General features: G+C 42.4%; 22 protein-coding genes. 18 read left to right on the top strand and 4 right to left on the bottom strand.

Going from position 1 to position 23,795, the window contains the following annotated elements:
• The first annotated feature begins 111 nt into the window (after window positions 1-111).
• The 9 genes from gcvT (at window position 112) to CRO16_RS13670 (ending at window position 8,007) form a co-directional block, all read left to right on the top strand.
• A complete protein-coding gene (gene gcvT / locus CRO16_RS13630) occupies window positions 112-1,194 on the top strand; it encodes a glycine cleavage system aminomethyltransferase GcvT (RefSeq protein WP_097056948.1) in 1,083 nt (360 codons plus the stop codon).
• A 3-nt stretch (window positions 1,195-1,197) separates the two neighbouring features.
• The gene (locus tag CRO16_RS13635) at window positions 1,198-2,016 is read left to right on the top strand and encodes a sugar nucleotide-binding protein (protein ID WP_097056949.1); all 819 of its coding nucleotides are present in this window, start codon (window positions 1,198-1,200) and stop codon (window positions 2,014-2,016) included.
• Between the two features lie 72 nt (window positions 2,017-2,088).
• A complete protein-coding gene (locus CRO16_RS13640) occupies window positions 2,089-2,379 on the top strand; it encodes a 4a-hydroxytetrahydrobiopterin dehydratase (RefSeq protein WP_097056950.1) in 291 nt (96 codons plus the stop codon).
• A 65-nt stretch (window positions 2,380-2,444) separates the two neighbouring features.
• Window positions 2,445-3,173, top strand: a complete 729-nt coding sequence (locus CRO16_RS13645; RefSeq protein ID WP_097056951.1) for a YebC/PmpR family DNA-binding transcriptional regulator — start codon at window positions 2,445-2,447, stop codon at window positions 3,171-3,173.
• 46 nt (window positions 3,174-3,219) lie between these two features.
• Window positions 3,220-4,107 carry a cation diffusion facilitator family transporter gene (locus CRO16_RS13650; protein WP_097056952.1) on the top strand — a complete coding sequence of 296 codons (888 nt, stop codon included), beginning with the start codon at window positions 3,220-3,222 and terminating at the stop codon, window positions 4,105-4,107.
• 132 nt (window positions 4,108-4,239) lie between these two features.
• Window positions 4,240-4,968, top strand: coding sequence for an NYN domain-containing protein (locus CRO16_RS13655; RefSeq protein ID WP_097056953.1), 729 nt, complete (start codon window positions 4,240-4,242; stop codon window positions 4,966-4,968).
• A gap of 82 nt (window positions 4,969-5,050) precedes the next feature.
• The gene (locus tag CRO16_RS13660; RefSeq protein ID WP_097056954.1) at window positions 5,051-5,893 is read left to right on the top strand and encodes a pirin family protein; all 843 of its coding nucleotides are present in this window, start codon (window positions 5,051-5,053) and stop codon (window positions 5,891-5,893) included.
• A gap of 296 nt (window positions 5,894-6,189) precedes the next feature.
• The gene (locus CRO16_RS13665) at window positions 6,190-6,576 is read left to right on the top strand and encodes a hypothetical protein (protein WP_097056955.1); all 387 of its coding nucleotides are present in this window, start codon (window positions 6,190-6,192) and stop codon (window positions 6,574-6,576) included.
• Window positions 6,577-6,594: 18 nt separating this feature from the next.
• Window positions 6,595-8,007, top strand: a complete 1,413-nt coding sequence (locus CRO16_RS13670) for a PQQ-dependent sugar dehydrogenase (RefSeq protein ID WP_218839741.1) — start codon at window positions 6,595-6,597, stop codon at window positions 8,005-8,007.
• A 112-nt stretch (window positions 8,008-8,119) separates the two neighbouring features.
• Here CRO16_RS13670 and ccsA read toward each other — a convergent pair whose 3' ends face one another.
• On the bottom strand, window positions 8,120-11,332 hold the full coding sequence (gene ccsA / locus CRO16_RS13675) for a cytochrome c biogenesis protein (protein ID WP_097056956.1): 3,213 nt from the start codon (window positions 11,330-11,332) through the stop codon (window positions 8,120-8,122).
• 126 nt (window positions 11,333-11,458) lie between these two features.
• Here ccsA and CRO16_RS13680 point away from each other — a divergent pair, with 126 nt between their 5' ends.
• The 9 genes from CRO16_RS13680 to CRO16_RS13720 all read left to right on the top strand — a co-directional run bounded on the left by CRO16_RS13680 (window position 11,459) and on the right by CRO16_RS13720 (window position 20,517).
• On the top strand, window positions 11,459-12,223 hold the full coding sequence (locus CRO16_RS13680) for a Rossmann-like and DUF2520 domain-containing protein (protein WP_097056957.1): 765 nt from the start codon (window positions 11,459-11,461) through the stop codon (window positions 12,221-12,223).
• Complete coding sequence (locus tag CRO16_RS13685) at window positions 12,207-12,719, top strand: KdsC family phosphatase (protein WP_097056958.1); 513 nt, start codon at window positions 12,207-12,209, stop codon at window positions 12,717-12,719. The genes CRO16_RS13680 and CRO16_RS13685 overlap by 17 nt, the downstream gene beginning before the upstream one ends.
• Window positions 12,716-13,042 (top strand): DMT family transporter, encoded by a 327-nt coding sequence (locus CRO16_RS13690; RefSeq protein WP_097056959.1) that lies wholly within the window; start codon window positions 12,716-12,718, stop codon window positions 13,040-13,042. The genes CRO16_RS13685 and CRO16_RS13690 overlap by 4 nt, the downstream gene beginning before the upstream one ends.
• 3 nt (window positions 13,043-13,045) lie before the next feature.
• Window positions 13,046-13,966, top strand: a complete 921-nt coding sequence (locus CRO16_RS13695; RefSeq protein ID WP_097056960.1) for a geranylgeranylglycerol-phosphate geranylgeranyltransferase — start codon at window positions 13,046-13,048, stop codon at window positions 13,964-13,966.
• Window positions 13,967-13,968: 2 nt separating this feature from the next.
• On the top strand, window positions 13,969-14,556 hold the full coding sequence (locus tag CRO16_RS13700) for a Maf-like protein (protein ID WP_097056961.1): 588 nt from the start codon (window positions 13,969-13,971) through the stop codon (window positions 14,554-14,556).
• Window positions 14,557-14,617: 61 nt separating this feature from the next.
• Window positions 14,618-15,157 (top strand): mechanosensitive ion channel domain-containing protein, encoded by a 540-nt coding sequence (locus CRO16_RS13705; protein ID WP_097056962.1) that lies wholly within the window; start codon window positions 14,618-14,620, stop codon window positions 15,155-15,157.
• A 54-nt stretch (window positions 15,158-15,211) separates the two neighbouring features.
• Entirely contained in the window at window positions 15,212-17,734 is a 2,523-nt protein-coding gene (locus tag CRO16_RS13710) for a PIG-L family deacetylase (protein WP_097056963.1), read from the top strand.
• Window positions 17,735-17,842: 108 nt separating this feature from the next.
• Entirely contained in the window at window positions 17,843-19,546 is a 1,704-nt protein-coding gene (locus tag CRO16_RS13715; protein WP_097056964.1) for a sodium:solute symporter, read from the top strand.
• Window positions 19,543-20,517, top strand: coding sequence for a Gfo/Idh/MocA family protein (locus tag CRO16_RS13720; RefSeq protein WP_097056965.1), 975 nt, complete (start codon window positions 19,543-19,545; stop codon window positions 20,515-20,517). The genes CRO16_RS13715 and CRO16_RS13720 overlap by 4 nt, the downstream gene beginning before the upstream one ends.
• Window positions 20,518-20,569: 52 nt before the next feature.
• Here the strand turns inward: CRO16_RS13720 and CRO16_RS13725 are convergent, their stop codons facing one another.
• The 3 genes from CRO16_RS13725 to CRO16_RS13735 all read right to left on the bottom strand — a co-directional run bounded on the left by CRO16_RS13725 (window position 20,570) and on the right by CRO16_RS13735 (window position 23,765).
• Window positions 20,570-21,418, bottom strand: a complete 849-nt coding sequence (locus CRO16_RS13725) for a DUF2911 domain-containing protein (protein ID WP_097057150.1) — start codon at window positions 21,416-21,418, stop codon at window positions 20,570-20,572.
• Window positions 21,419-21,541: 123 nt separating this feature from the next.
• Complete coding sequence (kdsB, locus tag CRO16_RS13730; protein WP_097057151.1) at window positions 21,542-22,264, bottom strand: 3-deoxy-manno-octulosonate cytidylyltransferase; 723 nt, start codon at window positions 22,262-22,264, stop codon at window positions 21,542-21,544.
• Between the two features lie 70 nt (window positions 22,265-22,334).
• Window positions 22,335-23,765, bottom strand: a complete 1,431-nt coding sequence (locus CRO16_RS13735) for an ATP-dependent DNA helicase (protein WP_179670556.1) — start codon at window positions 23,763-23,765, stop codon at window positions 22,335-22,337.
• Window positions 23,766-23,795 lie beyond the last annotated feature (30 nt).

Consider the following 23,795-nt stretch of genomic DNA (forward strand, 5'->3'; position numbering starts at 1 on the left):
ATAGAATTTCCTGACTGCTCATTCCGGCAAAGCTTTATTTCTGTTTAAATTTTCTTCAAACCTATTCATTCCATGCTGAAATAATTAAATTTGCGCAAATTGATTTAAAATATGAAGAATACAGCCCTAACCTCTACTCATATAGAACTGGGAGCCAAAATGGTTCCTTTTGCGGGTTATAACATGCCTGTTTCCTACGAAGGCGTAAATGCAGAACACGAAACCGTAAGAAAGTCGGTCGGTGTTTTTGATGTTTCTCATATGGGGGAATTCCTCATTACCGGAGAGCACTCCCTGGATTTGATCCAGAAGATCTCTTCCAATGATGCTTCAAAACTTACAGACGGTAAGGCGCAGTACAGCTGCATGCCAAATAGTACCGGCGGGATTGTTGATGATCTAATCATCTATCGTTTCAATGCCGAGAAATATTTACTTGTTGTAAATGCTTCCAATATCGAAAAAGACTGGAACTGGATCTCTCAGCACAATTCCATGGACGCAACCATGAGAGATCTGTCTGACGAATATTCTCTGCTCGCCATCCAGGGGCCTAAAGCTGCAGAAGCCATGCAGTCCCTTACCGATGTAAATTTAACAGATATTAAATTCTACTCTTTTGAGGTTGCACCGTTTGCGGGTGTGGAAAATGTCATCATTTCGGCCACAGGATATACCGGAAGCGGTGGCTTCGAGATCTACGTAAAAAACGAAGATGCCCAGAAGGTTTGGGACCGCGTTTTTGAAGCAGGGGCAGAATTTGGTATTAAACCCATTGGTCTAGCTGCCCGAGACACATTGCGTCTCGAAATGGGATTCTGTCTTTACGGAAATGATATTGACGACACTACTTCCCCTATAGAAGCCGGACTTGGATGGATCACTAAATTCACAAAGGATTTCGTTAATTCTGAAGCTCTAAAAGAGCAAAAAGAAAACGGGCCGAAGCGAAAATTGATCGGTTTTGAAATTGAAGAGCGCGGAATACCCCGCCAGAGCTATGAAATTGTAGATGACAATGGCAAGGTTATTGGCAATGTAACTTCAGGAACCATGTCTCCTTCCCTTGAAAAAGGAATTGGAATGGGTTATGTTCCTGTAGAATATGCCACCCCGGGAAGTAAAATTAATATACAAATTCGTAAAAAAGCTCTTCCTGCTACGGTGGTAAAAATGCCATTTTATAAAGGATAGTTTTTGAAAAAAATATTGATCTTAGGGGGAAGCGGCTTTATAGGGAACAGCCTGTATAAAGAGCTTTACCCCTACTTTGATACACACGCCACCTATCTCTCAGAAAATGCCTTTTTCGATAAGAACCAAAAGTTTCATCAGTTCGATATGGAGCGGGAAAGCATCAGTATTCTGCTGGAAAACCTGCGCCCTAATGTGATCATTTCTGCCCTCCGCGGAAACTTTGATGCCCAGGTGCATGCCCATTTTGAAATCATAGAATACCTGCTGAAGCATAAGAACACCAAACTTATCTTTCTTTCTTCGGCAAACGTGTTTGACGCTTTCACTAATTACCCTTCTTATGAATACGATAAGACCCTGTCGCAAAGCGTCTACGGAAGGTTTAAGATCAAAATTGAAAATGCGTTGCTGCGACTTCCCAACAACAAATATGTAATTGCAAGATTGCCTATGGTGTTTGGAGCCAATTCTCCGCGGGTGAACGAAATAAAGCGCCAGCTAAAGGAAAATGAAGCTATAGAGGTATTTTCAAATGTTGTGGTGAATGCTACTTCTGAAGCAAAACTCACTCAGCAACTTCATTACATCATCAACAGAAATCGGCAGGGAGTATTTCACCTTGGCAGTAATGATCTTGTCCATCACAATGATCTTATTACAGATATCTGTGAAACTTTAGGCGAGAAGAAACCATTGGTTAAGAACGTTTTCGATTCTAACTTTGACAGGTTCTTGGCAGTTATTCCCAAAGATAATCTCCTCCCAAAGAACCTCCAGATCTCCATCCAGGAAGTAGTAGCCAGCACCCTGGTTAGCTGATTGTTAATCTTCTACTAATTGCTCCCTTGCCAGTGGCAGGTTGTGTAACTTTAAATTTTAATACCTGAAGTTATGGAAATACTGGATAAATATGAGATCAACAGGAGACTGGAAGATCTTGAAGGTTGGGAGTATAAGGATGACGCAATCCACACCTCTTTTCAATTTGAGAATTTTAAAGAAGCCTTTTCTGTCATGGTACGAATAGCTTTTGAAGCCGAAGCTCAGCAACATCACCCAGATTGGTCTAATGTTTACAATGAACTCCAAATTTCGCTCTCTACCCATGATGCCGGCGGGGTGACCGAGAAGGATTTTAAACTCGCCCGCGCCATTGAAAATATAGTGGACTCTGGCGAATAATCTTTTTTAGGAGCTTGATGATTTTTCCTATTTTTACGGCTCGTTAATACCAGTAACAATAAGAAATGGGAAGAGCATTTGAATTCAGGAAAGCGCGAAAGATGAAGCGATGGTCTGCTATGGCCAAAGCCTTTACCCGCATTGGAAAAGATATCGTAATGGCTGTAAAGGAAGGCGGCCCCGATCCCGATACAAATTCCAGGCTAAGAGCAGTGATCCAGAATGCCAAGAGTGTCAACATGCCCAAGGACAATATTGAACGTGCTATTAAACGCGCTTCAGATAAAAGTCAGGGCGATTATAAAATTGTACTTTTTGAAGGTTATGCTCCTCATGGCATTGCCGTGCTTGTAGAAACTGCTACAGACAATAATAACCGCACCGTTGCTAATGTGCGTTCCTACTTCAATAAATGCGACGGGAACCTGGGAACTTCAGGCTCTGTTGAATTTATGTTCGATCATACGTGTAATTTCAGAATTGCAAAAGATGGCCTTGATGCCGAAGAACTGGAACTTGAATTAATCGATTTTGGTGCCGAAGAAGTTTTTGAGGACGAAGACGGTATAATTATTTATGCTCCTTTTGAAGCTTTTGGAGCGCTTCAGAAAGAACTGGAAAGCCGTGACGCAGAGATCATATCTTCCGGTTTTGAGTACATTCCGCAGGTGACGAAAAAATTAACTTCCGAAGAAGCTGCCGATGTGGAAAAACTTCTGGAAAAGCTTGAGGAAGATGATGATGTACAGCATGTATATCACACAATGGAAGAATCTGAAGAAGAGGAAGAATAATAACAGAGGCCGGTGAAAACCGGCCTTTTAGCTTCTACTTTACCCCATGAAAACAGAACTACACGCGAAGGCGGTGAAAGCTGCATATTTCAGCATTTTTGGAAATGCCGTTCTTGCCATTATCAAAGGGGTAACCGGTATTTTTGGAAATTCATATGCACTTATTGCAGATGCTATTGAATCTACTACAGACGTTTTTTCCAGCCTGCTCGTCCTATTCGGCCTAAAATATTCGGCCCGCCCGGCAGATGAGAATCACCCCTATGGCCATGGCCGCGTGGAACCTCTTATCACCTTTGCTGTAGTGGGTTTCCTTGTGGTATCGGCAACTATTATTGTTATGGAAAGCATTGAGAACATTCAGACTCCTCATAAAGTTCCCAAACCTTACACACTTATAGTACTCGCAGCGATCATCCTTACAAAAGAGATCTTCTACAGGTTCATCAATAAGAAAAGTGACGAGACCAAAAGCAGCTCCTTAAAAGCTGACGCCTGGCATCATCGCAGCGATGCCATCACTTCCCTAATGGCTTTTATTGGTATTTCTATAGCGCTCTTCATGGGCAAAGGCTATGAAACTGCCGATGATTGGGCAGCTCTTTTTGCATCGGGCTTTATTCTCTATAACGCCTATTTGATCCTGCGCCCCGCCCTGGGTGAGATCATGGACGAACACGTTTATGATGATATGGTGGAGGAAATTAGAGAAATCTCCCAAAAGGAAAAAGGTGTTATTGAGACGGAAAAATGTTATATCCGAAAAACCGGAATGACCTATCACGTGGACCTTCATGTCATCGTGGATGGAGAGCTTTCTGTCAATGAAGGTCATAAGATCTCTCATGACCTCAAGGATCGCCTGTTGCATGAAATGCCCGAGATTGCAGACATTCTTATCCACATTGAACCCGATAACATAAAACACTCTTAAAAATGCCATTTTTGGCACTTCTAAATTTTCAGGATTTTCTGCTTTCCTAAAAAAATCTTAATCCAGCCAATGCTTCGGCAGGGTCGTGGTCAATTCCCTATCTTTATAGGATAATCAAGAAAGTTAAAATTAATGGATACAAGATTAGCGGTATTAATAGACGGCGACAATATACCTTCTGCCTATGTAAAGGAAATGATGGAAGAGATCGCCAAATACGGCAACCCCACGATAAAAAGAATTTACGGTGACTGGACCAAACCTCATCTGGTCAAATGGAAAAATGTATTGCTTGAAAATGCAGTGACTCCAATACAGCAATACGGCTACACCCAGGGCAAGAATGCCACCGACTCGGCTATGATCATCGATGCGATGGACATACTTTACTCCCAAAAAGTGGACGGGTTTTGCCTGGTTTCGAGCGACAGTGATTTCACCCGTTTAGCCACCAGGTTGCGGGAAGCAGGAATGAATGTAATTGGGATTGGAGAAAAGAAAACCCCAGATCCTTTTATAGTGGCCTGTGACAGGTTTATCTACATCGAGATCTTAAAGAATCAGGCGAAAGAATCCAGCAAGGAAAGAGAAACGAAGAAGAGTGACTACGATAAGATCACCAATAAAGTGATCAAATTGATCGCTTCCACGATCTCTGATGTTGCCGATGATGACGGATGGGCCTTTTTGGGTGATGTGGGCAGTCTGCTTCAAAAGAAACAGCCAAACTTCGATTCCCGTAACTACGGATTTCAGAAATTAACCCCTATGATCAATTCAATTGACAGGTTTGAGATCGAATCCAGGGAAAACCAGGGAAGAGGGAAATACAAACTTATTTACGTAAGAAATAAGGAATAAAAAATGATTCAGGTTTAAGGAATAAGGTCAAATACCTCTTGAAGTAAATCCAGAACTTTAAATTTTAAATTGGATTCATGCTATGCGAACAATTAAAAGAACCTATAAGGCCGAATACAGGCCGATTGCCGATCTTATCACTTATTCTCCTATGCCTACCAGGTCGCTGAGGATGATCGACCCATTCCTGTTCCTTAACCACCATGGGCCGCAGAGATATTCTCCGGGAAACAACGGTTTACCCTTTGGACCTCATCCCCACCGCGGAATGGAAACAGTCACTTTTATTCTGGATGGCGACATTGCCCATAAAGATTCCGGCGGAAATAACAGCGTGATCGAAAGCGGCGGCGTACAATGGATGACTGCTGGAAAAGGCCTTACTCACGCCGAAGTTTCTTCTGAAAAATTTAAAAAAGAAGGTGGACCTCTGGAAATTCTGCAGCTATGGGTAAACCTGCCTGCAAAACTTAAAATGACCGATCCTAAATATAAGGGCCTTCAAGAAAAGGATATTCCTGTAGTCTCTTTAGACGGCGGAAAAGTAAAAGCTCAAGTCGTTTCGGGCAAGATCGATAATACTTCCGGAGGTTTCGAGACCATTACAGATATTCACCTCAGTACCCTCTTCTTTGAACCTGAAGGGGTCTTTTCTACAAAAGTACCCATAGATCACAATATTCTATGTTATGTGATCAAAGGTGAAATCAGGATAAACGGAGAGATCATTCAGTCGCTGCATCTGGTGGAATTCAACAACGATGATGAAGACCTGAGAATAGAAGCATTGGCAGAATCTACTGTCTTATTTGGTCATGCCAAACCTTTTAATGAACCCGTGGTTGCGCAGGGACCGTTTGTAATGAATACCATGGAAGAAATAGAACAGGCATACCAGGATTACCAGCAGGGGAAATTTGATTAATTATTTTCATGTTGAGCAAAAAACTTCATGACTCTCTTCTATGTCATATTTTCAGGTAGATCATCTGAAACAGCCTTTTTAGCATGTCTTTTCTTTTAACTTAATAAATGAAAGACATGTAAAAATTATCTACTTAAGTAATAAAATTCATTTAATTATTATTAATTTTATAGATAAGTCTTATCGCTTAATAAAGCGACGCTATTAACCTTCCTCTCCCCTGTACTGGTTAATATATTTTTATACCGGCCCCAATTTTCTGTTATAAATGATTTGTGAAACTAAATAATGGAATTATGGACAGAAAAACTTTTATCCGGAAAACAACAGCAGGTTTGCTTTTAGGAATTCCTGCGATTACGATCCTTGGTTGTTCAGGTTCAGATGATGGGGGAGATTCTAATCCCAATCCGAACCCACCTTCCCAGGCCAATTGCCTCGAAAATGGGACCAACAGTAATGTAGCCAGTTCAGCTGGTCACAGCCACAGTTTCACGGTACCCAAGGAAGATGTTTCTGCAGGTGTAGAGAAATCCTATGTCTTAAGTAACGTTAATTCCCATACTCATCAGGTAACGATAACCGCTGCACAATTTGCCACTTTACGGGGCAACAGTTCAATTACCGCAACTTCTACGTCCGATAGCGGCCACACTCATGCTGTGACTGTTTCCTGCGCTTAATTCAAAAAATATTGGATCATGAAATGGAAATGTGAAGAAGAAATAATTTTTCTCAAATCGATAAAATTCTCTTTTAACGGGATTAAGCAATTTGTAGCCCTGTTACTTCTTTTGAGCACTTTGTCGGGATGTGATAATGATGATGATTCCACACGCAGGGAACCTGAACCCGAAATGGCAATGGACCTGTTACTCGTGGCAGAAGGAATGATTTCCCCGGTGGGTTTAACTGAAGCACCCAACGACAGTGGCTGGTTATACGTCATTGATCAGGCAGGAATGGTTTGGATTATTGACGAGAATGGCGATCTAATGGAAGAGGCATTTCTCGATGTAAGCGACAGGATGGTCAGCTTAAACACAAATTATGATGAAAGAGGACTGTTAGGATTAGCTTTTCATCCTTCCTATGACTCTAATGGAAAGCTTTATGTCTACTACACTGCCCCGCCAAATGCCGGTGGACCTGCCGAAGGTGAAAGCTGGAATAATATTAGCCGGATATCAGAATTTACAATATCCGCAACAGATCCTTCCATGGTGAACATTGGTTCGGAAAAGATCATTCTGGAGGTAAATCAACCCCAGGGAAACCATGAAGGAGGAACTATAGCTTTTGGAATCGATGGTTATCTTTACATTTCAATAGGTGACGGTGGAAACTCCAATGATGTTGCTCCGGGGCACGTGGAAGATTGGTACGAAGTGAATGCAGGGGGCAATGGGCAGGACATAGAGGCTAATTTATTGGGAGATATTCTGCGCATTGATATTGATGGTGGAAGCCCATATACCATTCCCACAGATAATCCCTTTGTTGGTCAAACCGGATTGGACGAGATATACGCATATGGTTTTCGGAATCCTTTTAGGTTTTCCTTTGATATGGGAGGCTCCAATTCTCTTATCGTAGGGGATGCAGGCCAGAATCTGTATGAAGAGATAAATCTGGTCCAGAAAGGCGGCAATTATGGATGGAATGTAAAGGAAGGTACTATTTGCTTTGATGCTTCAAACAACGAAAATATTCTTGATTCCTGTCCGGATGTTGATGTACATGGAAATGAACTTGTGGATCCCGTTATCGAAATAGCCAACGCTTCAAATCCCGGAGGGGGAATTACAGTCACAATCATTGGAGGAAACGTATATCGGGGTTCGGAGATCCCAGAGCTGAACGGTAGATATATATTCGGATCCTTCTCGAGTGATTTTGAACCTAAGGGTGAATTATTTGTTGCCACTCCATCAGGCACAGGCCCTTGGTCTTATGAATCCTTAAACCTTGAGAGTTATCCAGACAACCTGGGATATTTTGTAAAGGGATTTGGGCAGGACATGAATGGAGAAGTGTATGTAACAGTTTCATCGACATTAGGGCCCGATGGTACAACAGGAAAGATTTTTAAAATAGCAATGGTTGAGCAATAACCAGACAAACGAACTATTGAAATAAAATTGTACGGACTTATTTCTTGCGATTCTGGCGTTTAGGAACACACATGAACTAAAACAAAAATCCTGCTTTTCAGCAGGATTTTTGTTATTCATTCTTCTTCTTTTTCTTATTCATCTTCTCCAGCGTAAGGCGGCTGCGGTTTTTCTTCTTGTAGTGTTTTTTAAACCTCCAGTAGGAAACAGCACCCAACAATCCAACAACAGCAATAGAATAATACACAAAGGTCGGGGTGATCACCTTATCTCCACTTGCATAGGAATGAAGGCCGGAGAGATAGAAGTTTACTCCAAAATAGGTCATCATAATACTGGCGAACGCTACAATTGCCATAAAGTTGAATAACCAGCGGCTTCTCATCCCCGGCACCAGGCGCATGTGGATCACGAAGGCATAGACCATTATACTTACCAGGGCCCAGGTCTCTTTGGGATCCCAGCCCCAGTATCTACCCCAGCTTTCATTTGCCCATTGTCCTCCCAGGAAATTTCCAATAGTAAGCATGACCAGACCTATGGTAAGGGCCATCTCAGTAATAATGGTAATTTCTTTAATGGTGAGATCCATCTTCTTTTTGTTCTTTTTTGTGGTAAAGATCATCAGAAGCAAGGCTACAGCTCCCAGGATCATCCCCAGCGTAAAGGGCCCGTAACTTCCTACGATCACCGATACATGGATCATCAACCAGTAAGAATCCAGTACAGGTGCTAAATTGGCTATTGAAGGATCCATCCAATTCCAGTGAGCGATCATGAGGATCATTGATGTCACAAAAGCAGTAGAAGCGATGGTAAGATCACTTTTCCTTCCAAAAAGCAACCCAAAGAGCATAGTTGCCCATGCCACATAGATCATAGACTCATAGGCATCACTCCATGGAGCATGACCTGAAAGATACCAGCGGGCAATAAGACCAGCCGTATGCAGGATGAACAGGATAATAATGACCACCTTGCTCACGGTTATTAAACCCCGCATGATCTTACTGTCTTTAAAGATCTGGAAGATCACAAAGACCAGCATGATCACCCCGGCAAACATATACCAGGAGAAAAGATTTCTAAAGATGTCATACTTGTTGTAAATGATCTCAGTTTCGATCCTTCTTTCGGAAGGAATTACCTCTGCCCCAAATTTTTTCTGAAAACCTTTTATGCTATTGAGCAGCTCGTTCGCCTGTTCGTAATCCCCTGTTTCCTTTGCCGAACGAAGAGCTGTAAAATACATGGGCAGAATTTGCCTGGTGTACACGGAGTCCATGCCCTTGAAACCGGCCTCGGCTGCTTCGGGAAAGGAGACCCATTTGTTATTTTCATCTCCGGGAATTGGAAATATCCTCAAGATCTTTCCTTGCAATGCATTGTAAAGCAGGTTCACCCTTCTGTCGGTCTCAATAAAATCTTTATCGAACTGGTTTGGAACTGCTGCCTGGTATGCATTCTCCAGGTAAGGACTTAGTTTGTAATTCCCCTCCTTATCAAAAAAGCTGGTTAGAGCCAGGTATTTTTGATCTTCGGGCACTCCTACAATATGGCGAATACTGTCATTATCTTTCTTAACATTGATCACCGGCACATTATACCAGATGGTAGGATTTTCAGTCATCGAAACAATTACCTGGTCTGAGGTCAAACCTTCGTAATCATCACTTTTACTCAGCTTCCGAAGCAATTCAGAAGAATAGGTATTCACAGGCTTCATCCTTCCGCCGGCATCCTGTACTACAAGTCGCCCGAATTCCGCGGCATGTTCTTCAGAAACAACATTGGCTTTAATGATGGAGTCAATTCGTGCTTTTGGAATAACCAGTGGGTTCTCATGCTCATGCTCCTGTTCCTGTGCAAAACCGGAAACCGAAGTGAAAAGAATTACCAATAAAGCCATGATCTTAGCTTTCTTTTTCTTCACTTTCTCAAGCATGACTTTGAGTTCTCCAAAACGGGAACCTTTAGCAAACAGGATCCACATCAAACCGATATAGAGCAATGTATAACCAATATAGGTGATCCAGGTGCCCCAATAATCATGATTTACAGAAAGTACAGTTCCTTTCTCATCGGGATCAAAGGAAGCCTGGAAAAACCTGTATCCGCGGTGATCAAGCACGTGGTTCATGAAAATCTCGTAATCAAAATTTTCCTGCCCTTCATCAATTACGGTCACCTTACTTTTAAAGGAGGAGTAGCTATTCTCCGTTCCCGGATATTTTTCAGCGATGAAATCATTAAGTTTTATTGAAAACGGAAGTTCATATTCCTTGGAACCATACCGTACGTAGAATTCCAGTCCGCCAAGGTTGAGCTTTATTGGATCATTGATCCTGCCCTGCCCTCCCAGCAACTTCACTGTTTCAGATTCTCCATTAGTGGTAACCCTTACAACAGCAGCGTCCTGTTGACCTTCAGTCTTTTCTTCTGTAGGAATGATATCATATTTTCCTCTCACTACAGGCTCAGGAAGCACGAACTGCATTCCGGCCATATTGTATAACGACCTTAGCACTAATGGCTGGATGGTGTCTGCCTGCACTTCTCCCTGCTGTTGATCGGCCATTCTAAGATAAGAACCTTCAAAAGGTGAAGAGATGAAATAATCACCATCCTCAAAGGTAATATTAATAGCACCTTCGGTAGGCTTATTCAGCGTAAAGAGCACATTATGTATGCTGGAGACCTCCCCTTCCTCAAGGTAATGATCGTGACGATCTCCACCTCCTGCTTCCACGATCTTAAGGTAGTTTTTACCTTCGGGATCTTCAACAAGACCTTCTTCGGCGCCGTGAATAAAATCAATGATCTCAAGCTTTACCGGCTGCCCGTTATAATCTGTATTGAAGGTATGTTCATTGGAAGCTCCGGGAGCCAGAAGCAGCGCCTCTTCCACTACCCTTCTTCGTGGTTGCCCATCGATCTCCCCATCAATAAAGGTGGTCAAAAATGTCTTTTCTGAAAGGAATGTATTTTCTGTAGCGCCTTCTCTAATGGGCATCATTCCTTCGTAACTAATATATCTTGTGACAAATGCACCAACAAGTATCAGAATGAAGGAAAGGTGAAGTAACAGGGAGGACCACTTTTCCTTTTTATGCAATTTAAACCGGAAAATATTTCCCGTGAAATTCACGACGAAGAGCGCCATGATCACTTCAAACCAAAGTGCGTTGTAGATCCAGACTTTTGCGGTAGCCGTACTGTACCAGCTTTCAATAAAAGTTCCAAGCCCAAGAGCGATAGCAAAAACGATAAAAAGAAAGGCCATTAACCGGGTGGAAAATATAATGGAGGCAATTTTTTTCTGCATGGAGGCGTTGCTTTAGAAAACGCTGCAAAAGTAGGATTTTTTTATGAATTAAAATTATCTTAAAGCCGCATTATCAATAAGGCAGCAGCAGCGGAATCGTTGAAAAAATTTTGGTAATTTAGCCGCATGATCGAGGTCGTACTTTTAGGTTCCGGTAATGTAGCTACACATCTTTTTAAAGCTTTTTCGGCTGCGGAAGGAATTCATGTAAAACAGGTCTATAATCACTCAAAAAACAGTCTTGCCTACTTTCAGAATAAAACTGAAATTACCACACAAATCTCTGAACTTTTTGAAGCAGACATTTATCTTATGGCCTTAAAAGATGATGTCATTCCAACTGTGGCTGCACAACTTCAGGATAAACAGGGATTAATAGTTCACACCTCGGGATCTGTTGCTCTTGAAGCTCTTAACGGCTGTAAAAGAAAGGGAGTGCTATACCCGCTACAGACTTTTTCGAAAGAAAATGAGGTAATTTATTCAGAAATTCCTTTTTGTCTGGAAGCTAATACTCCCGAAGATCTACAGTTACTTAAATCTCTTGCTGAAATGATTTCCGGAAAGGCTTACGAGATCAATTCACAACAGCGCAGGAAGCTGCATCTTTCGGCAGTTTTTGTTTGTAATTTTGTGAATCATCTTTATGCTGTAGGAGAACAGATCTGTCAAAAAAGCGAAATTCCATTTGATATTTTGAAGCCTCTCATTGCCGAGACCGCACGTAAAGTTCAAAATGCCTCTCCTGCCAAGGTGCAAACCGGGCCGGCCATAAGAAATGATCAATCTACAATTAAAGGACACCTGGAACTCCTGGAGTCCAACGAAAACAAAAAGATCTACGAACTACTAACTTCTGCAATCCAAACCTTTCATGGAAAAAAGTTATAAAGAATACCTTGCCAGGATCAACACATTCATTTTTGACGTTGACGGCGTACTTACAGATGGTTCCATTCAAATAAGCACCTCGGGCGAATTGTTGAGGACGATGAATATTAAGGATGGGTACGCGATGAAATATGCCCGGGAGAAAAATTACACGATCTGTGTGATCTCCGGCGGAAAAAATGAAGGAGTTCGCCTTAGGTTAAAAGGCCTGGGGATCACGGATATCTATCTTGGCTGCCCTGATAAAGTGGAGCAAATGGAAGAATTTTTTGATATTTATGATATAGATCCTCAGAACGTACTTTATATGGGTGACGACCTGCCCGATCTTTACGCTATGAAAAAGGTGGGATTACCCTGCAGTCCACAGGACGCTGCCCCCGAAATCAAAGAGATCTCCAAGTACATTTCCCATAAAAAAGGCGGTAAAGGCTGCGTGCGTGATGTTATCGAGCAGGTATTGAAAGTACAGGGTAACTGGAACGATCATAAATGAATTGGTTCTATCTCATCATCGCAGGTTTATTTGAAGTAGGTTTTGCCACCTGCCTTGGAAAAGCTAAAGAAACCTCAGGAAGTCTCGCTTTTTGGTGGATGGTAGGATTTTTTGTTTGTCTCTCCATTAGTATGTCTCTGCTGTACAAGGCGACTCAAACTTTACCTATTGGCACTGCTTATGCCGTGTGGACGGGAATCGGCGCTTGCGGAACAGTATTGATCGGGATATTCCTTTTTAAGGAACCTGTGCATTTTTGGCGTTTGTTCTTCCTTTTTACCCTCATCGCATCGATCGTGGGGTTAAAATTTGTTTCAGCTTAAGCTATGGCTGTATCTCCTTTTTTGACGCTCGTAAGATGGCCTAACCTGTTGATGATCCTTCTTACCCAGGTGCTGGTAAAATATTTCCTTTTTGAACCCTTTGGAATAGCTACTGTTCTTTCCCATCTGGAATTTGCACTCCTGGTAATTTCCATGATGAGCCTGGCGGCTGCAGGAAATATCATAAATGATATTCATGACACGGTTGCAGATAAGATCAATAAACCGCACAAGCTTATCATCGGCACCACAATATCTGAGAAAACAGCCTGGAACTGGTTCATGGTCCTGAACATTATAGGTGTGGGAATCGGCTTTTATCTTAGTAATATTGTTGGAAAACCTTCTTTTGTAGCTTTGTTTATTCTGCCTTCAGCATTTCTGTATTTTTATGCGACCCAAATCAAAGGCACCCTGCTCGTGGGGAATCTTGTGGTGAGTATCATGGTAGCTATGATCATCGTAATGGTAGGTATCTTTGATCTCGTACCGGCAATTACCCCACAAAATTTACAGACGCAAAAAGTGATGTTTTCCATCCTCATTGACTATGCAGTTTTTGCCTTCCTGGTCAATTTTATAAGGGAAATGGTTAAAGATCAGGAAGATATAACAGGAGATTATAACGCCGGCTATAATACGCTTCCGGTTCTACTGGGGCGAAAAAGGACAAACATGATCATCTTTGCTGTTACCCTACTGCCGCTCGCGGGGGTTCTTTATTATATATATACGTACCTTTATGAAAGTCAGCCGGCGATGCTATATGTCTTGTTGCTGGTCATGGGACCTTTACTCTACTTCCTTGTGAGACTTACAGGAGCAGAGACCAAAAGGGATTTTCATAAACTGAGTCACATCCTCAAATTCGTTCTTGCTGCCGGAATTCTTTCTATTGGCCTTTATAAATTTGTATTGCTATAAGTATGCTACAGGAAAAATTAAAAGATCATCATATCATTCTTGCTTCAGGTTCTCCCAGGAGACAACAATTCTTCCGGGACCTGGGACTGGATTTTGAAATTAGACTAAAACCCATCGAAGAGAAATTTCCGTCGGAATTGAGAGGCGTAGAGATCACAAATTATCTTGCTGAATTAAAAGCAGCTGCTTTTGAAGGTGAACTTTCCACAGACGATATCTTAGTCACCAGCGACACTATTGTATGGCATGGAGGAAGAGCACTGGAAAAACCTGCAGACCCTGCACAGGCCCTTCAAATGCTAAAAGAACTTTCAGGTAAAACCCATGAGGTCATTACTTCCGTTTGTTTCATGACTTCAGAAAAGCTGCGCACTGTTCATGCTATTACCCGCGTCACTTTCAGCAGGCTTGAAGAAGATGAAATTCAGTTTTACATCGACAATTTCAGGCCGTTTGACAAAGCCGGAGCATATGGAATTCAGGAATGGATTGGCCTCATTGGGGTAGAACATATTGAAGGCAGTTATTTCAATGTTGTAGGGCTTCCCACCCATTTGGTATACCAAACATTAAGGGAAATTGCAGAATAAAACCTGAACCGAAGAACTATTCCTGCTGTAAAAATTATCTTTGTAAAAATTTAATTCCGGAATGACCGAACTGTTTCTTCTTAATAAAAATCAGATCCTTACTACCCTTGCCATAATGCTGGTACTATGGATCTTCCAGTTTATTCTTAAAAAAACAGCCAATCGTGTGGGCCACAACAGCGGGATCCACGTCACCCGTACCCGGTTGATGTTTAAGTATATCAACGTTTTGGTGACCATTCTGGCTATTTTCCTGCTCTCTCTCACCTGGGGTTATAATGCACAGGAGCTGGCACTCATCTTTTCTTCGGTCTTTGCGATAATTGGAGTTGCCATGTTCGCCATTTGGTCCATTCTTAGTAATATAACAGCCGGAATCATTCTTTTCTTCTCCTTTCCATACAAGATTGGAAGCCGCATTAAAATTCATGACAAGGATCTGCCAATAGAAGCAGTGATCGAGGATATAAAGGCCTTTCACCTGCACCTTCGCACGCTTGAAGGGGAATTGATCACTTATCCCAACAACCTTATTTTGCAAAAAGCGGTCTCTCTTATTGAAAAAGAATACCATGCCGATGAAGGGAAAGATGCCCTGTAACTTTGAATAGATAGGAATCTTGCTATATTTGAAAGCTTATCAAAAGAAAATCCTATGCGGAAGCTTTTTTGCCATATTCTCATACTTGTCACCACCCTTGCATATGCTCAAAAACCTGAAAAATTAAGTTCTTCTGAAATCTATTCAGAAATTGAAAAACTTAATTTCCTGGGTTCGGTTTTGTATATAGCGGCTCATCCCGATGATGAGAACACCAGGCTTATCTCCTATTTTAGCAACGAACTTAATGCCCGTACCGCCTATCTTTCTCTGACCCGCGGAGATGGGGGACAAAACCTTATAGGCCCTCAACTAAGGGAACTGTTGGGAGTAATTCGGACACAAGAGTTGCTCGCGGCCAGAAAAATTGATGGTGGCGAACAATTCTTCACCCGCGCAAATGATTTTGGCTACAGTAAAACGCCAGAGGAAACCCTCTCTATCTGGAATGAAGAGGAAGTTCTAAAGGATGTGGTGCGGGCGGTAAGGAAATTCAAACCCGATGTGATCATCAATCGGTTCGATGCAAATTCTGCCGGGGAAACTCACGGTCATCATACCTCATCGGCCATTTTAAGCAGCCGCGCATTTGATCTTGCCGGTGAAAAAGATAAATTTCCGCAACTTGCTGAGGAGTTGGGAACCTGGCAGCCAAAAAAGCTATTTTTCAACACCTCGCCCTGGTTCTATGAATCTCAGGAAGCCTTTGACGCGGCAGATAAATCAGGATTTGTAACTTTTGACACTGGTGTGTATTTTCCGTTAATGGGAATGTCAAACACCGAGATCGCCTCTCTAAGCCGCAGCCAGCATCAATCCCAGGGTTTTGGCAGCACCGGAACCCGCGGTAGTGCTGCCGAATATATTCAGCTGCTTAAGGGAGACCATCCAATGAACAATAATGATGTCTTCCACGGAATAAATACCGAATGGAGCCGCATCAAAGGCGGAAAGGAAATTGGAAAGTTGCTTCAAAAGGTACAGGAAAACTTCGATTTTAAGGATCCAGCCGCCAGTGTACCTCAATTAGTGAATGCATATCAATTGATCCTGAAGCTCGAAGATCAACACTGGAAAAAGGTAAAGTCCCAACAGATCAAAGATATCATCGCTGCTTCTCTTGGCTTATATCTGGAAGCGATTACCGGCTCTCCCCTGGCAACTCCGGGAGAGGTGATTAAACTGGACCTGGAAGCAATAAACCGTAGTGATATAAATGCAGAATTAGTTGCCGTAAAGATCTTTCCTGTAGAAAAGAATTTACCGGTAGATCTCAGCCTGGCCAACAATACCCCTTGCTTAAATAGTGTGGAGTACAAAATCCCCAAAAAAGTGGATTTTACAAGCCCTTATTGGCTCAACGAGCCGGGAAGCCTGGGGATGTACAAAGTTGAAAATTCAGAAAACATCGGTCTTCCTGAAACTCCGCGGGAGCTCAAGGCAGAATTTCGCATCAGGATCAATGGTGTGGAAATTCCTTTTCAACGGGAACTAAAGTACAAATACAACGATCCGGTTACCGGGGAAACCTATCTTCCGTTTGAGATAGTGCCGGCGCTTTCGGTCACAACTGAAGCCGATGTGCTGGTATTCGCCGATAATGCTCCCAAAACAATTCCGGTAACCATAAAGGCCATGAAGGACGGAATTTCCGGAACTCTGTTCCCGGGGAAACTGAACGGCTGGAAAATAACTCCGGAAAAACACCTTTTTGACAGTCTTCAAAAAGGAGAAGAAAAGACCTTCTATTTTGAAGTTTTTCCGCCTGAAGCTCAGGATACCTATATCTTCCATCCGGTTGCCCAGGTAGCAGGAGAAAAATATGATAAAACTGTGATGCAGATGGCTTACAGCCACATTCCGCTGCAAACTCTTGTGCTTCCCAATGAGACCCGTCTGGTAAAACTGGATATCCAAAAAAGAGGAAATCTAATAGGTTATATCCAGGGCGCCGGTGATGCGGTTCCACAGGGATTGTTGCAAATGGGCTATGAAGTGGAAAATATTGATTTGGAGAATATTTCCGCAGGAGCTCTTGAGAAATTCGATGCAGTGGTGATTGGAATAAGGGCGTACAATACCCTGGATATTCTAAAGTACAAACAGCCGGCTTTATTCGAATATGTCAATCGCGGCGGAAATCTCGTTATCCAGTACAACACCAGCCGGGGACTTGTCACTGACGAGCTTGCCCCATATAACCTGAAGCTGTCCCGTGACCGTGTTACAGATGAGCATTCAAAAATCACATTTTTGGCACCCGATCATCCGGTGCTTCATTACCCAAATAAAATTACCGCCAAAGATTTTGAAGGATGGGTGCAGGAACGGGGATTGTATTTTCCAGATGAATGGGCAAAGGAATTCACTCCTATTCTGGCGATGAACGACAAAGGAGAAACTCCAAAAAAGGGAAGTTTATTGATCGCTCCCTACGGAAAAGGAAATTATATTTACACCGGCTTAAGCTTTTTCAGGGAATTCCCTGCCGGGGTGCCGGGAGCTTTCAGGCTTTTTGCGAACATCCTTTCGCTGGGAAAAGAAACACCTTCCGCCGCTACAAACAATTCTAAATAATGGAACCTCCCAAGAAATATCAATGGAAAAGGTCTTACACGGCAGTTCTTATTGCCAATGCCGTTTACATCGTACTGTTCTATGTGCTAATGACAATCTTTTCCTGATATGCAATTACTCGACTGGATCGTACTGGCAGGAACTTTAGCTTTTATTGTAAGTTACGGAGTATGGAAAACCCGCGGCAGCAGGAATGTGCAGGATTATATTCGCGGAGGGAATGAAGCCAGGTGGTGGACGGTAGGATTGTCTGTCATGGCTACCCAGGCCAGTGCTATTACTTTCCTCTCTACTCCCGGCCAGGCTTTTCATGACGGAATGGGGTTCGTACAATTCTACTTTGGTTTACCCATTGCAATGATCATCATCTGCATGGTATTTATACCCATTTATTACCGGCTGGAGGTTTATACAGCCTACGAATACCTTGAATCCCGGTTTGATCTGAAAACCCGTACCCTTACTGCCTTTCTTTTTCTTATTCAGCGCGGGCTGGCTGCCGGAATTACCATCTTTGCCCCCGCTATTATTCTTTCGGCAGTACTGGGGTGGAATCTTACAACACTCAATATTATTATAGGAGTGCTGGTGACCATCTACACAGTTTCCGGCGGAACAAAGGCTGTGAACATCACTCAAAAACAGCAAATGGCGGTGATATTTTTTGGAATGGTGGTGGCGCTTCTGCTTATCATCCAATATCTGCCGGAAGAGATCAGCTTCACAAAAGCCCTGGAAATAGCCGGTGCCAGCGGAAAATTAGACATTATCGACTTTTCATTTGATCTTGATAACCGATATACCTTTTGGAGCGGATTGATTGGCGGGACTTTCCTCGCTCTCTCCTACTTTGGAACAGATCAAAGTCAGGTGCAGCGGTATCTTTCCGGAAAATCTGTGAAGCAGAGTCAATTGGGCCTCATCTTTAACGGGCTCCTTAAAGTTCCCATGCAGTTCTTTATTCTGCTGGTTGGGGTGATGGTTTTTGTGTTCTACCAGTTCAATTATTCCCCGCTTAACTTTAATCCCGCGGCAACCACTGCAGTGGAGAATTCTGAAATGGCTTCGGAATATAAGGCTTTGCAGCAGGAACTGGAGGACATCCAGGATCAAAAACAGGAAAAAAGTCTGGCTTATGCTAACGCCGGAAAATTTGCAGACAACGACCGAGACAGCTTTAAAAATGATCTTATTAAATTAAATGAAGCCGAACTCGCTACCCGCGCCCAGGCTTCAGAAATTATTTCGCAGGCAGATGCTACCGTAGAGACCAACGACAAGGATTATGTGTTCATTCATTTTATACTAAATAACCTTCCGCGGGGGCTAATAGGTCTATTGCTGGCGGTAATCCTTTCTGCAGCCATGTCTTCCACCGCCTCAGAATTGAATGCCCTGGCTTCTACCACCGTGATCGATCTTTACAAAAGAAACATAACAGGGGAGCGTTCGGAAAAGCATTTTGTAAAAGCGTCGAAATGGTTTACCCTGCTATGGGGATTAATAGCCATTGCAGTGGCCAGTATAGCCGATCTTTTTGATAACCTAATTCAACTCGTGAACATCATAGGTTCGATCTTCTACGGAAATGTATTGGGAATCTTTTTGCTCGCTTTCTTTATAAAGTTTGTAAAGAGCACTGCAGTTTTTATAGCCGCCATTATTACTCAAAGCATTATCATCAGCGTTTATTTTATGGACCTCCTGCCCTATCTATGGCTTAACCTGCTGGGTTGTGCTTTGGTAATAGGACTTGCTATGCTCTTCCAGATGTTTATGACTTCAGAACCTGACAGAATTGAAGCTGAATGAAACGGGAGAAGATAAAATGGGGAATTATTGGTCCGGGAAAAATCGCCCGCAAATTTGCAATTAGCCTAAAATTTGTAGAAGACGCTGAATTATATGCAATTGCCAGTAGAAATCCTGAAAGAGCAGCAGCTTTTGCAGAAGAAATGGGTACTATAAAATCCTATTCTTCTTATGAGACCATGCTGGAGGACCCTGCTATAGACATTATATATGTTGCTACTCCACATAGCTTTCATCATCCTCATACCCTGCTTTGCCTGAACGCGGGTAAACCGGTTCTATGTGAGAAACCTTTTGCCTTGAACCGGCAGGAAGTGGAAGAAATGATCCTTACATCCCATAAGAGAAATGTGTTTCTAATGGAAGCTATGTGGACCATTTTCCTGCCTCACATAGGGTACGTAAAGGAAATTATTGATTCCGGAAAATTCGGAAAAGTAAAGACCCTAAAAGCAGATTTTGGATTCGATACTCCTTTTGATGCAGAAGGCAGGCTCTTTTTGAAGAGTTTAGGAGGAGGAAGTCTTATGGATATAGGAATATATCCTGTATTCCTGGCGCTTCACCTGTTGGGAACCCCCAAGAAAATAAAGGCCACCGCCAAATTAGGTAAAACCGGAATAGACGAGCATTGTGACATCATCTTTAAATATTCCGGAGATACCACGGCACTTCTGCACAGCAGTATAATTGAAAAGACGCCAACGCTAGCCGTAATTGAGCTCGAAGCAGCCAGTATTAAAATTAGTCCAAATTGGTACGAACCTACTGCCGTATCCATCACTTCAAAAAAAGGAACTGAAACTAAGGTATTTGAGGCTGCATCTTTTGGTTATGAGTTTGAGGCAAGACATGTGCAGGAAATGCTAAGGCAGAATAAAACTGAAAGTGAGATAATGAGCTTTGATAAAAGCCTGGAGCTCATCTCCATACTTGACAAAATCAGGAAGCAAATTGGGCTTGAGTTCTAAAGAAAAAAGCGGCTAAAAAAGCCGCTTTTGACATAGTATTAAATGTTTGGGATTACATAGCACCCCACTCTTTCAAAGAGTCACGGTTCATCTTTACGTAATCCTTATTTCCGGCCTTTTCGGCGGCTGCTAAAGAAAGTTTTGCTGTTTCAATAGCTTCTTTTTTCATACCCAGATCTGCCTGGATAAGGGATTTCTTCCGTAGCACCCAAAAAGGAGCATTTTTGCCCTGCATTTCTAAAGCTTTATTGATCCATTCCAAGGCTTGTTTATTATCTTTTTTTGCATCATGATAATAAGTTGCAGCTGCGAAATAATCTGCGGCAGTTGGACCATTCATCACTCTATTGATGCTTGCCAGCGCCTGCTCATCTGTTGGCACTTCAAATTTTAAGGTTGCGACAGTGTCTTCCCAAATAAAATTAAGAGCTGCAGAGTCATTTTTAAGTTCGTCAATTAAAATGGTAAAAGTTTCCATTGGCATAGGCATCTCCTGTACCTGTGCAGTGGCTTTAAGAGCAACTTTGTTCTCATCCCATTGCTGTGGAAGCCCCCAGTTATTAGTGTCTTTATAGAAGATCACTTCCCACTTGTCTTTGTTGGGAATAGTAAAAATCGCATAAGAACCGGGTTCAAGTTCTTTACCTTCAATAGTAACTTTGGTGTCAAAAGCAATAGTGGTATTGTTGTTGGCTCCTGTACGCCATTTTTCGCCGTAGGGCACAAGATTTCCAAAAATGGTTCGCCCTCTCATGCCGGGGCGGGAATATTTTAAGGTAACATTGGTAAGGCCTACCTCCTGTTCAATGGTGGTAGAGGGACTTGGCTGTGGCACTTCGATCTGCGCCGAAGCAGCCCCGGAAATAAGTCCTGCAAAAAGGAATAAGATGATTTTTTTCATATTTTTTAGGTTAGTTTTCCCAAAGATAGAGAATTTCAGCATTAGCACTTTAGCAAAACAACCTTCCGGAATACGATTTTTCGAGAGAGTCACATTTAATAAGAAAAAGGAAGTAGGTCCTTATTATTTTTCCGCAGAAAGGATCTTTCTTGCCTCTTCAAGATCTTCGGGCGTATCTATACCCACACCTTTCACCGTGGTCTCCACCATTTTGATGTTCTTTCCGTATTCGAGATAACGGATGCATTCGATCTTTTCGGTTGCTTCCAGCTTCAGCATGGGCAGGCGGTAAAAATCCAGTAGAGCCTGTTTCCGGAAGGCATAAATTCCGATGTGTTTGTACCAGGTGACGCCTGTATTTTCATCCCGTGGGTATGGAATGGGAGATCTCGAAAAATAAAGGGCAAAATCTTCCTTATTGGTGATCACCTTTACATTATTAGGATTTTCAATATCCTTCTTTTCCTTAAGCGGCGCTTTTAATGAAGCCAGATCGATCCTGTTCGCGTCTTTTCCGCGGAAGACATTCAGCAGTAAAGAAAGGCTCTCGGTATCGATCATGGGCTCGTCACCCTGCACGTTCACCACAATATCTACTTTCATATTTTCGACGGCCTCGGCAATACGGTCACTGCCGCATTCGTGCTCCTTTTTGCTCATGATGGCATTTCCGCCGTTTTTAGTGATTTCAGAATAGATCACATCGCTGTCTGTAACCACATAAACCTCCTGAAAAAGGCCGGTATTCTTTGCCGCCTCATAAGTACGTAAAATGACAGTTTTGCCATGCAGGTCCTGCATTAATTTACCCGGAAAGCGTGTTGCGGCGTATCGTGCCGGGATCATAGCGATTATTTTAAGCGGCGTCTTTTCCAAAGCTGTAGTTTTAAAGATGTTGTAAAAATACCATTTTTGACTAGTCTGCCGGAGCAAAAAAGTCATCCTTGAACCCAATCAAATATAGTTTTTCCTGCGCCCGGGTAACTGCCGTATACAGCCAGCGCAGGTAATCCCTGTCTATTCCATTTGGGAGGTATGGCTGTTCCACAAAAACAGTATTCCATTGCCCACCCTGGGATTTATGGCAGGTCATGGCATAGGAAAATTTTATCTGTAAGGCGTTGAAATATTTGTTGTTCTTCACCTGCAGGAATTTCTTGTATTTAGTTCGCTCTTCTTCATAATCTTTCATCACTTCCTGGTACAGGCGGTTCGATTCTTCATAAGTAAGTGAAGGGTTATTGCTTTCCAAAGTATCCAGCAAGACCACCGTCTCTATGGGCTGCATATTTGGATAATCTACCATTTGAGCCTTTATTTCAGCAAACCTGAAACCGTAGAGTTCTTTTATTGCAAAGATCTCCAACACTTTTATAATATCCCCGTTGGCAATGAATCCTGCTTCGCTGTTTGGCTTTACCCAAAAGTAGTTGTTCTTCACTACCATAAGATAATCTCCCGAAGAGATCTCCTCTTCCTGAAAAAGGATCCGGTTCCTTATCTGTTGGTTATACAGATTTGCCCTTTTATTAGATCTTACGATAATAGTAGTATCCTCATGACCCAGGTTGCGGTAGGAATCTTCAATAGCTTCCATGATCTCATAGCCATCTACCAGCCTTATCACATCCTTTTTCTGGCTCAGCTCAAAACTGAAGGATTCATAGAACTCTTCTCTAAGTGCCTCTCTTATTAAGGTAGCATTATGCAAAATGTCACTTTCCTCACTTTGTCTTACTACTTCATCAAGTTCAATGTGCGTGACCTCCTTAAAATAATTATTCCGAAGCTTCTGTTCTTCCAGTGCCGGACTCACCTCCAGTTTTACCGGCGGCAGCTGAGCCGTGTCTCCTATTAATATTAGCTTGCAGTTGTGGCCGGAGTAAACGTATTCAATAAGGTCGTCGAGCAGAGAGCCATTCTCGAACATTTGAGCATCATTATTTACATCGGGGATCATGGAAGCTTCATCAACAATGAAGATGCTGTTTCGGTGTTTATTAGGTTGCAGTACAAAACTCACTCCGGCACCCGACTTTTTCTTGGGGAAATAGATCTTTTTATGGATGGTAAAGGCCTCCCTTCCGGAGTAATTAGCGATCACCTTTGCTGCGCGGCCTGTTGGTGCCAAAAGGATCCCACTTTTCTTTACCTGCCACAGGTTTTTTACAAGAGCACTTATTATTGTAGTCTTTCCTGTACCCGCAAATCCCTTAAGTAAAAAAAGAGAATCCTTATCTTCATTTACTACGAAGGAGGCAAGTTGTTGCAGTGCAATATCCTGTTTAACTTTTGCTTCAAATTTTAGGTCCTTAAGTAACAGGTTGTAAAAAGTTGCAACATTCATTTTCTCCATAAGCGATTTCCTCTAAGCCCA

It is taken from the genome of Salinimicrobium sediminis, from assembly GCF_900215295.1.
GTDB lineage: Bacteria > Bacteroidota > Bacteroidia > Flavobacteriales > Flavobacteriaceae > Salinimicrobium > Salinimicrobium sediminis.

Coding starts and splice junctions, on each gene's coding strand:
- gcvT (WP_097056948.1), top strand. CDS start 112: ATGAAGAATACAGCCCTAACCTCTACTCATATAGAACTGGGAGCCAAA.
- CRO16_RS13640 (WP_097056950.1), top strand. CDS start 2,089: ATGGAAATACTGGATAAATATGAGATCAACAGGAGACTGGAAGATCTT.
- CRO16_RS13645 (WP_097056951.1), top strand. CDS start 2,445: ATGGGAAGAGCATTTGAATTCAGGAAAGCGCGAAAGATGAAGCGATGG.
- CRO16_RS13650 (WP_097056952.1), top strand. CDS start 3,220: ATGAAAACAGAACTACACGCGAAGGCGGTGAAAGCTGCATATTTCAGC.
- CRO16_RS13655 (WP_097056953.1), top strand. CDS start 4,240: ATGGATACAAGATTAGCGGTATTAATAGACGGCGACAATATACCTTCT.
- CRO16_RS13660 (WP_097056954.1), top strand. CDS start 5,051: ATGCGAACAATTAAAAGAACCTATAAGGCCGAATACAGGCCGATTGCC.
- CRO16_RS13665 (WP_097056955.1), top strand. CDS start 6,190: ATGGACAGAAAAACTTTTATCCGGAAAACAACAGCAGGTTTGCTTTTA.
- CRO16_RS13670 (WP_218839741.1), top strand. CDS start 6,595: ATGAAATGGAAATGTGAAGAAGAAATAATTTTTCTCAAATCGATAAAA.
- ccsA (WP_097056956.1), bottom strand. CDS start 11,332: ATGCAGAAAAAAATTGCCTCCATTATATTTTCCACCCGGTTAATGGCC.
- CRO16_RS13680 (WP_097056957.1), top strand. CDS start 11,459: ATGATCGAGGTCGTACTTTTAGGTTCCGGTAATGTAGCTACACATCTT.
- CRO16_RS13685 (WP_097056958.1), top strand. CDS start 12,207: ATGGAAAAAAGTTATAAAGAATACCTTGCCAGGATCAACACATTCATT.
- CRO16_RS13690 (WP_097056959.1), top strand. CDS start 12,716: ATGAATTGGTTCTATCTCATCATCGCAGGTTTATTTGAAGTAGGTTTT.
- CRO16_RS13695 (WP_097056960.1), top strand. CDS start 13,046: ATGGCTGTATCTCCTTTTTTGACGCTCGTAAGATGGCCTAACCTGTTG.
- CRO16_RS13700 (WP_097056961.1), top strand. CDS start 13,969: ATGCTACAGGAAAAATTAAAAGATCATCATATCATTCTTGCTTCAGGT.
- CRO16_RS13705 (WP_097056962.1), top strand. CDS start 14,618: ATGACCGAACTGTTTCTTCTTAATAAAAATCAGATCCTTACTACCCTT.
- CRO16_RS13710 (WP_097056963.1), top strand. CDS start 15,212: ATGCGGAAGCTTTTTTGCCATATTCTCATACTTGTCACCACCCTTGCA.
- CRO16_RS13715 (WP_097056964.1), top strand. CDS start 17,843: ATGCAATTACTCGACTGGATCGTACTGGCAGGAACTTTAGCTTTTATT.
- CRO16_RS13720 (WP_097056965.1), top strand. CDS start 19,543: ATGAAACGGGAGAAGATAAAATGGGGAATTATTGGTCCGGGAAAAATC.
- CRO16_RS13725 (WP_097057150.1), bottom strand. CDS start 21,418: ATGAAAAAAATCATCTTATTCCTTTTTGCAGGACTTATTTCCGGGGCT.
- kdsB (WP_097057151.1), bottom strand. CDS start 22,264: ATGATCCCGGCACGATACGCCGCAACACGCTTTCCGGGTAAATTAATG.
- CRO16_RS13735 (WP_179670556.1), bottom strand. CDS start 23,765: ATGAATGTTGCAACTTTTTACAACCTGTTACTTAAGGACCTAAAATTT.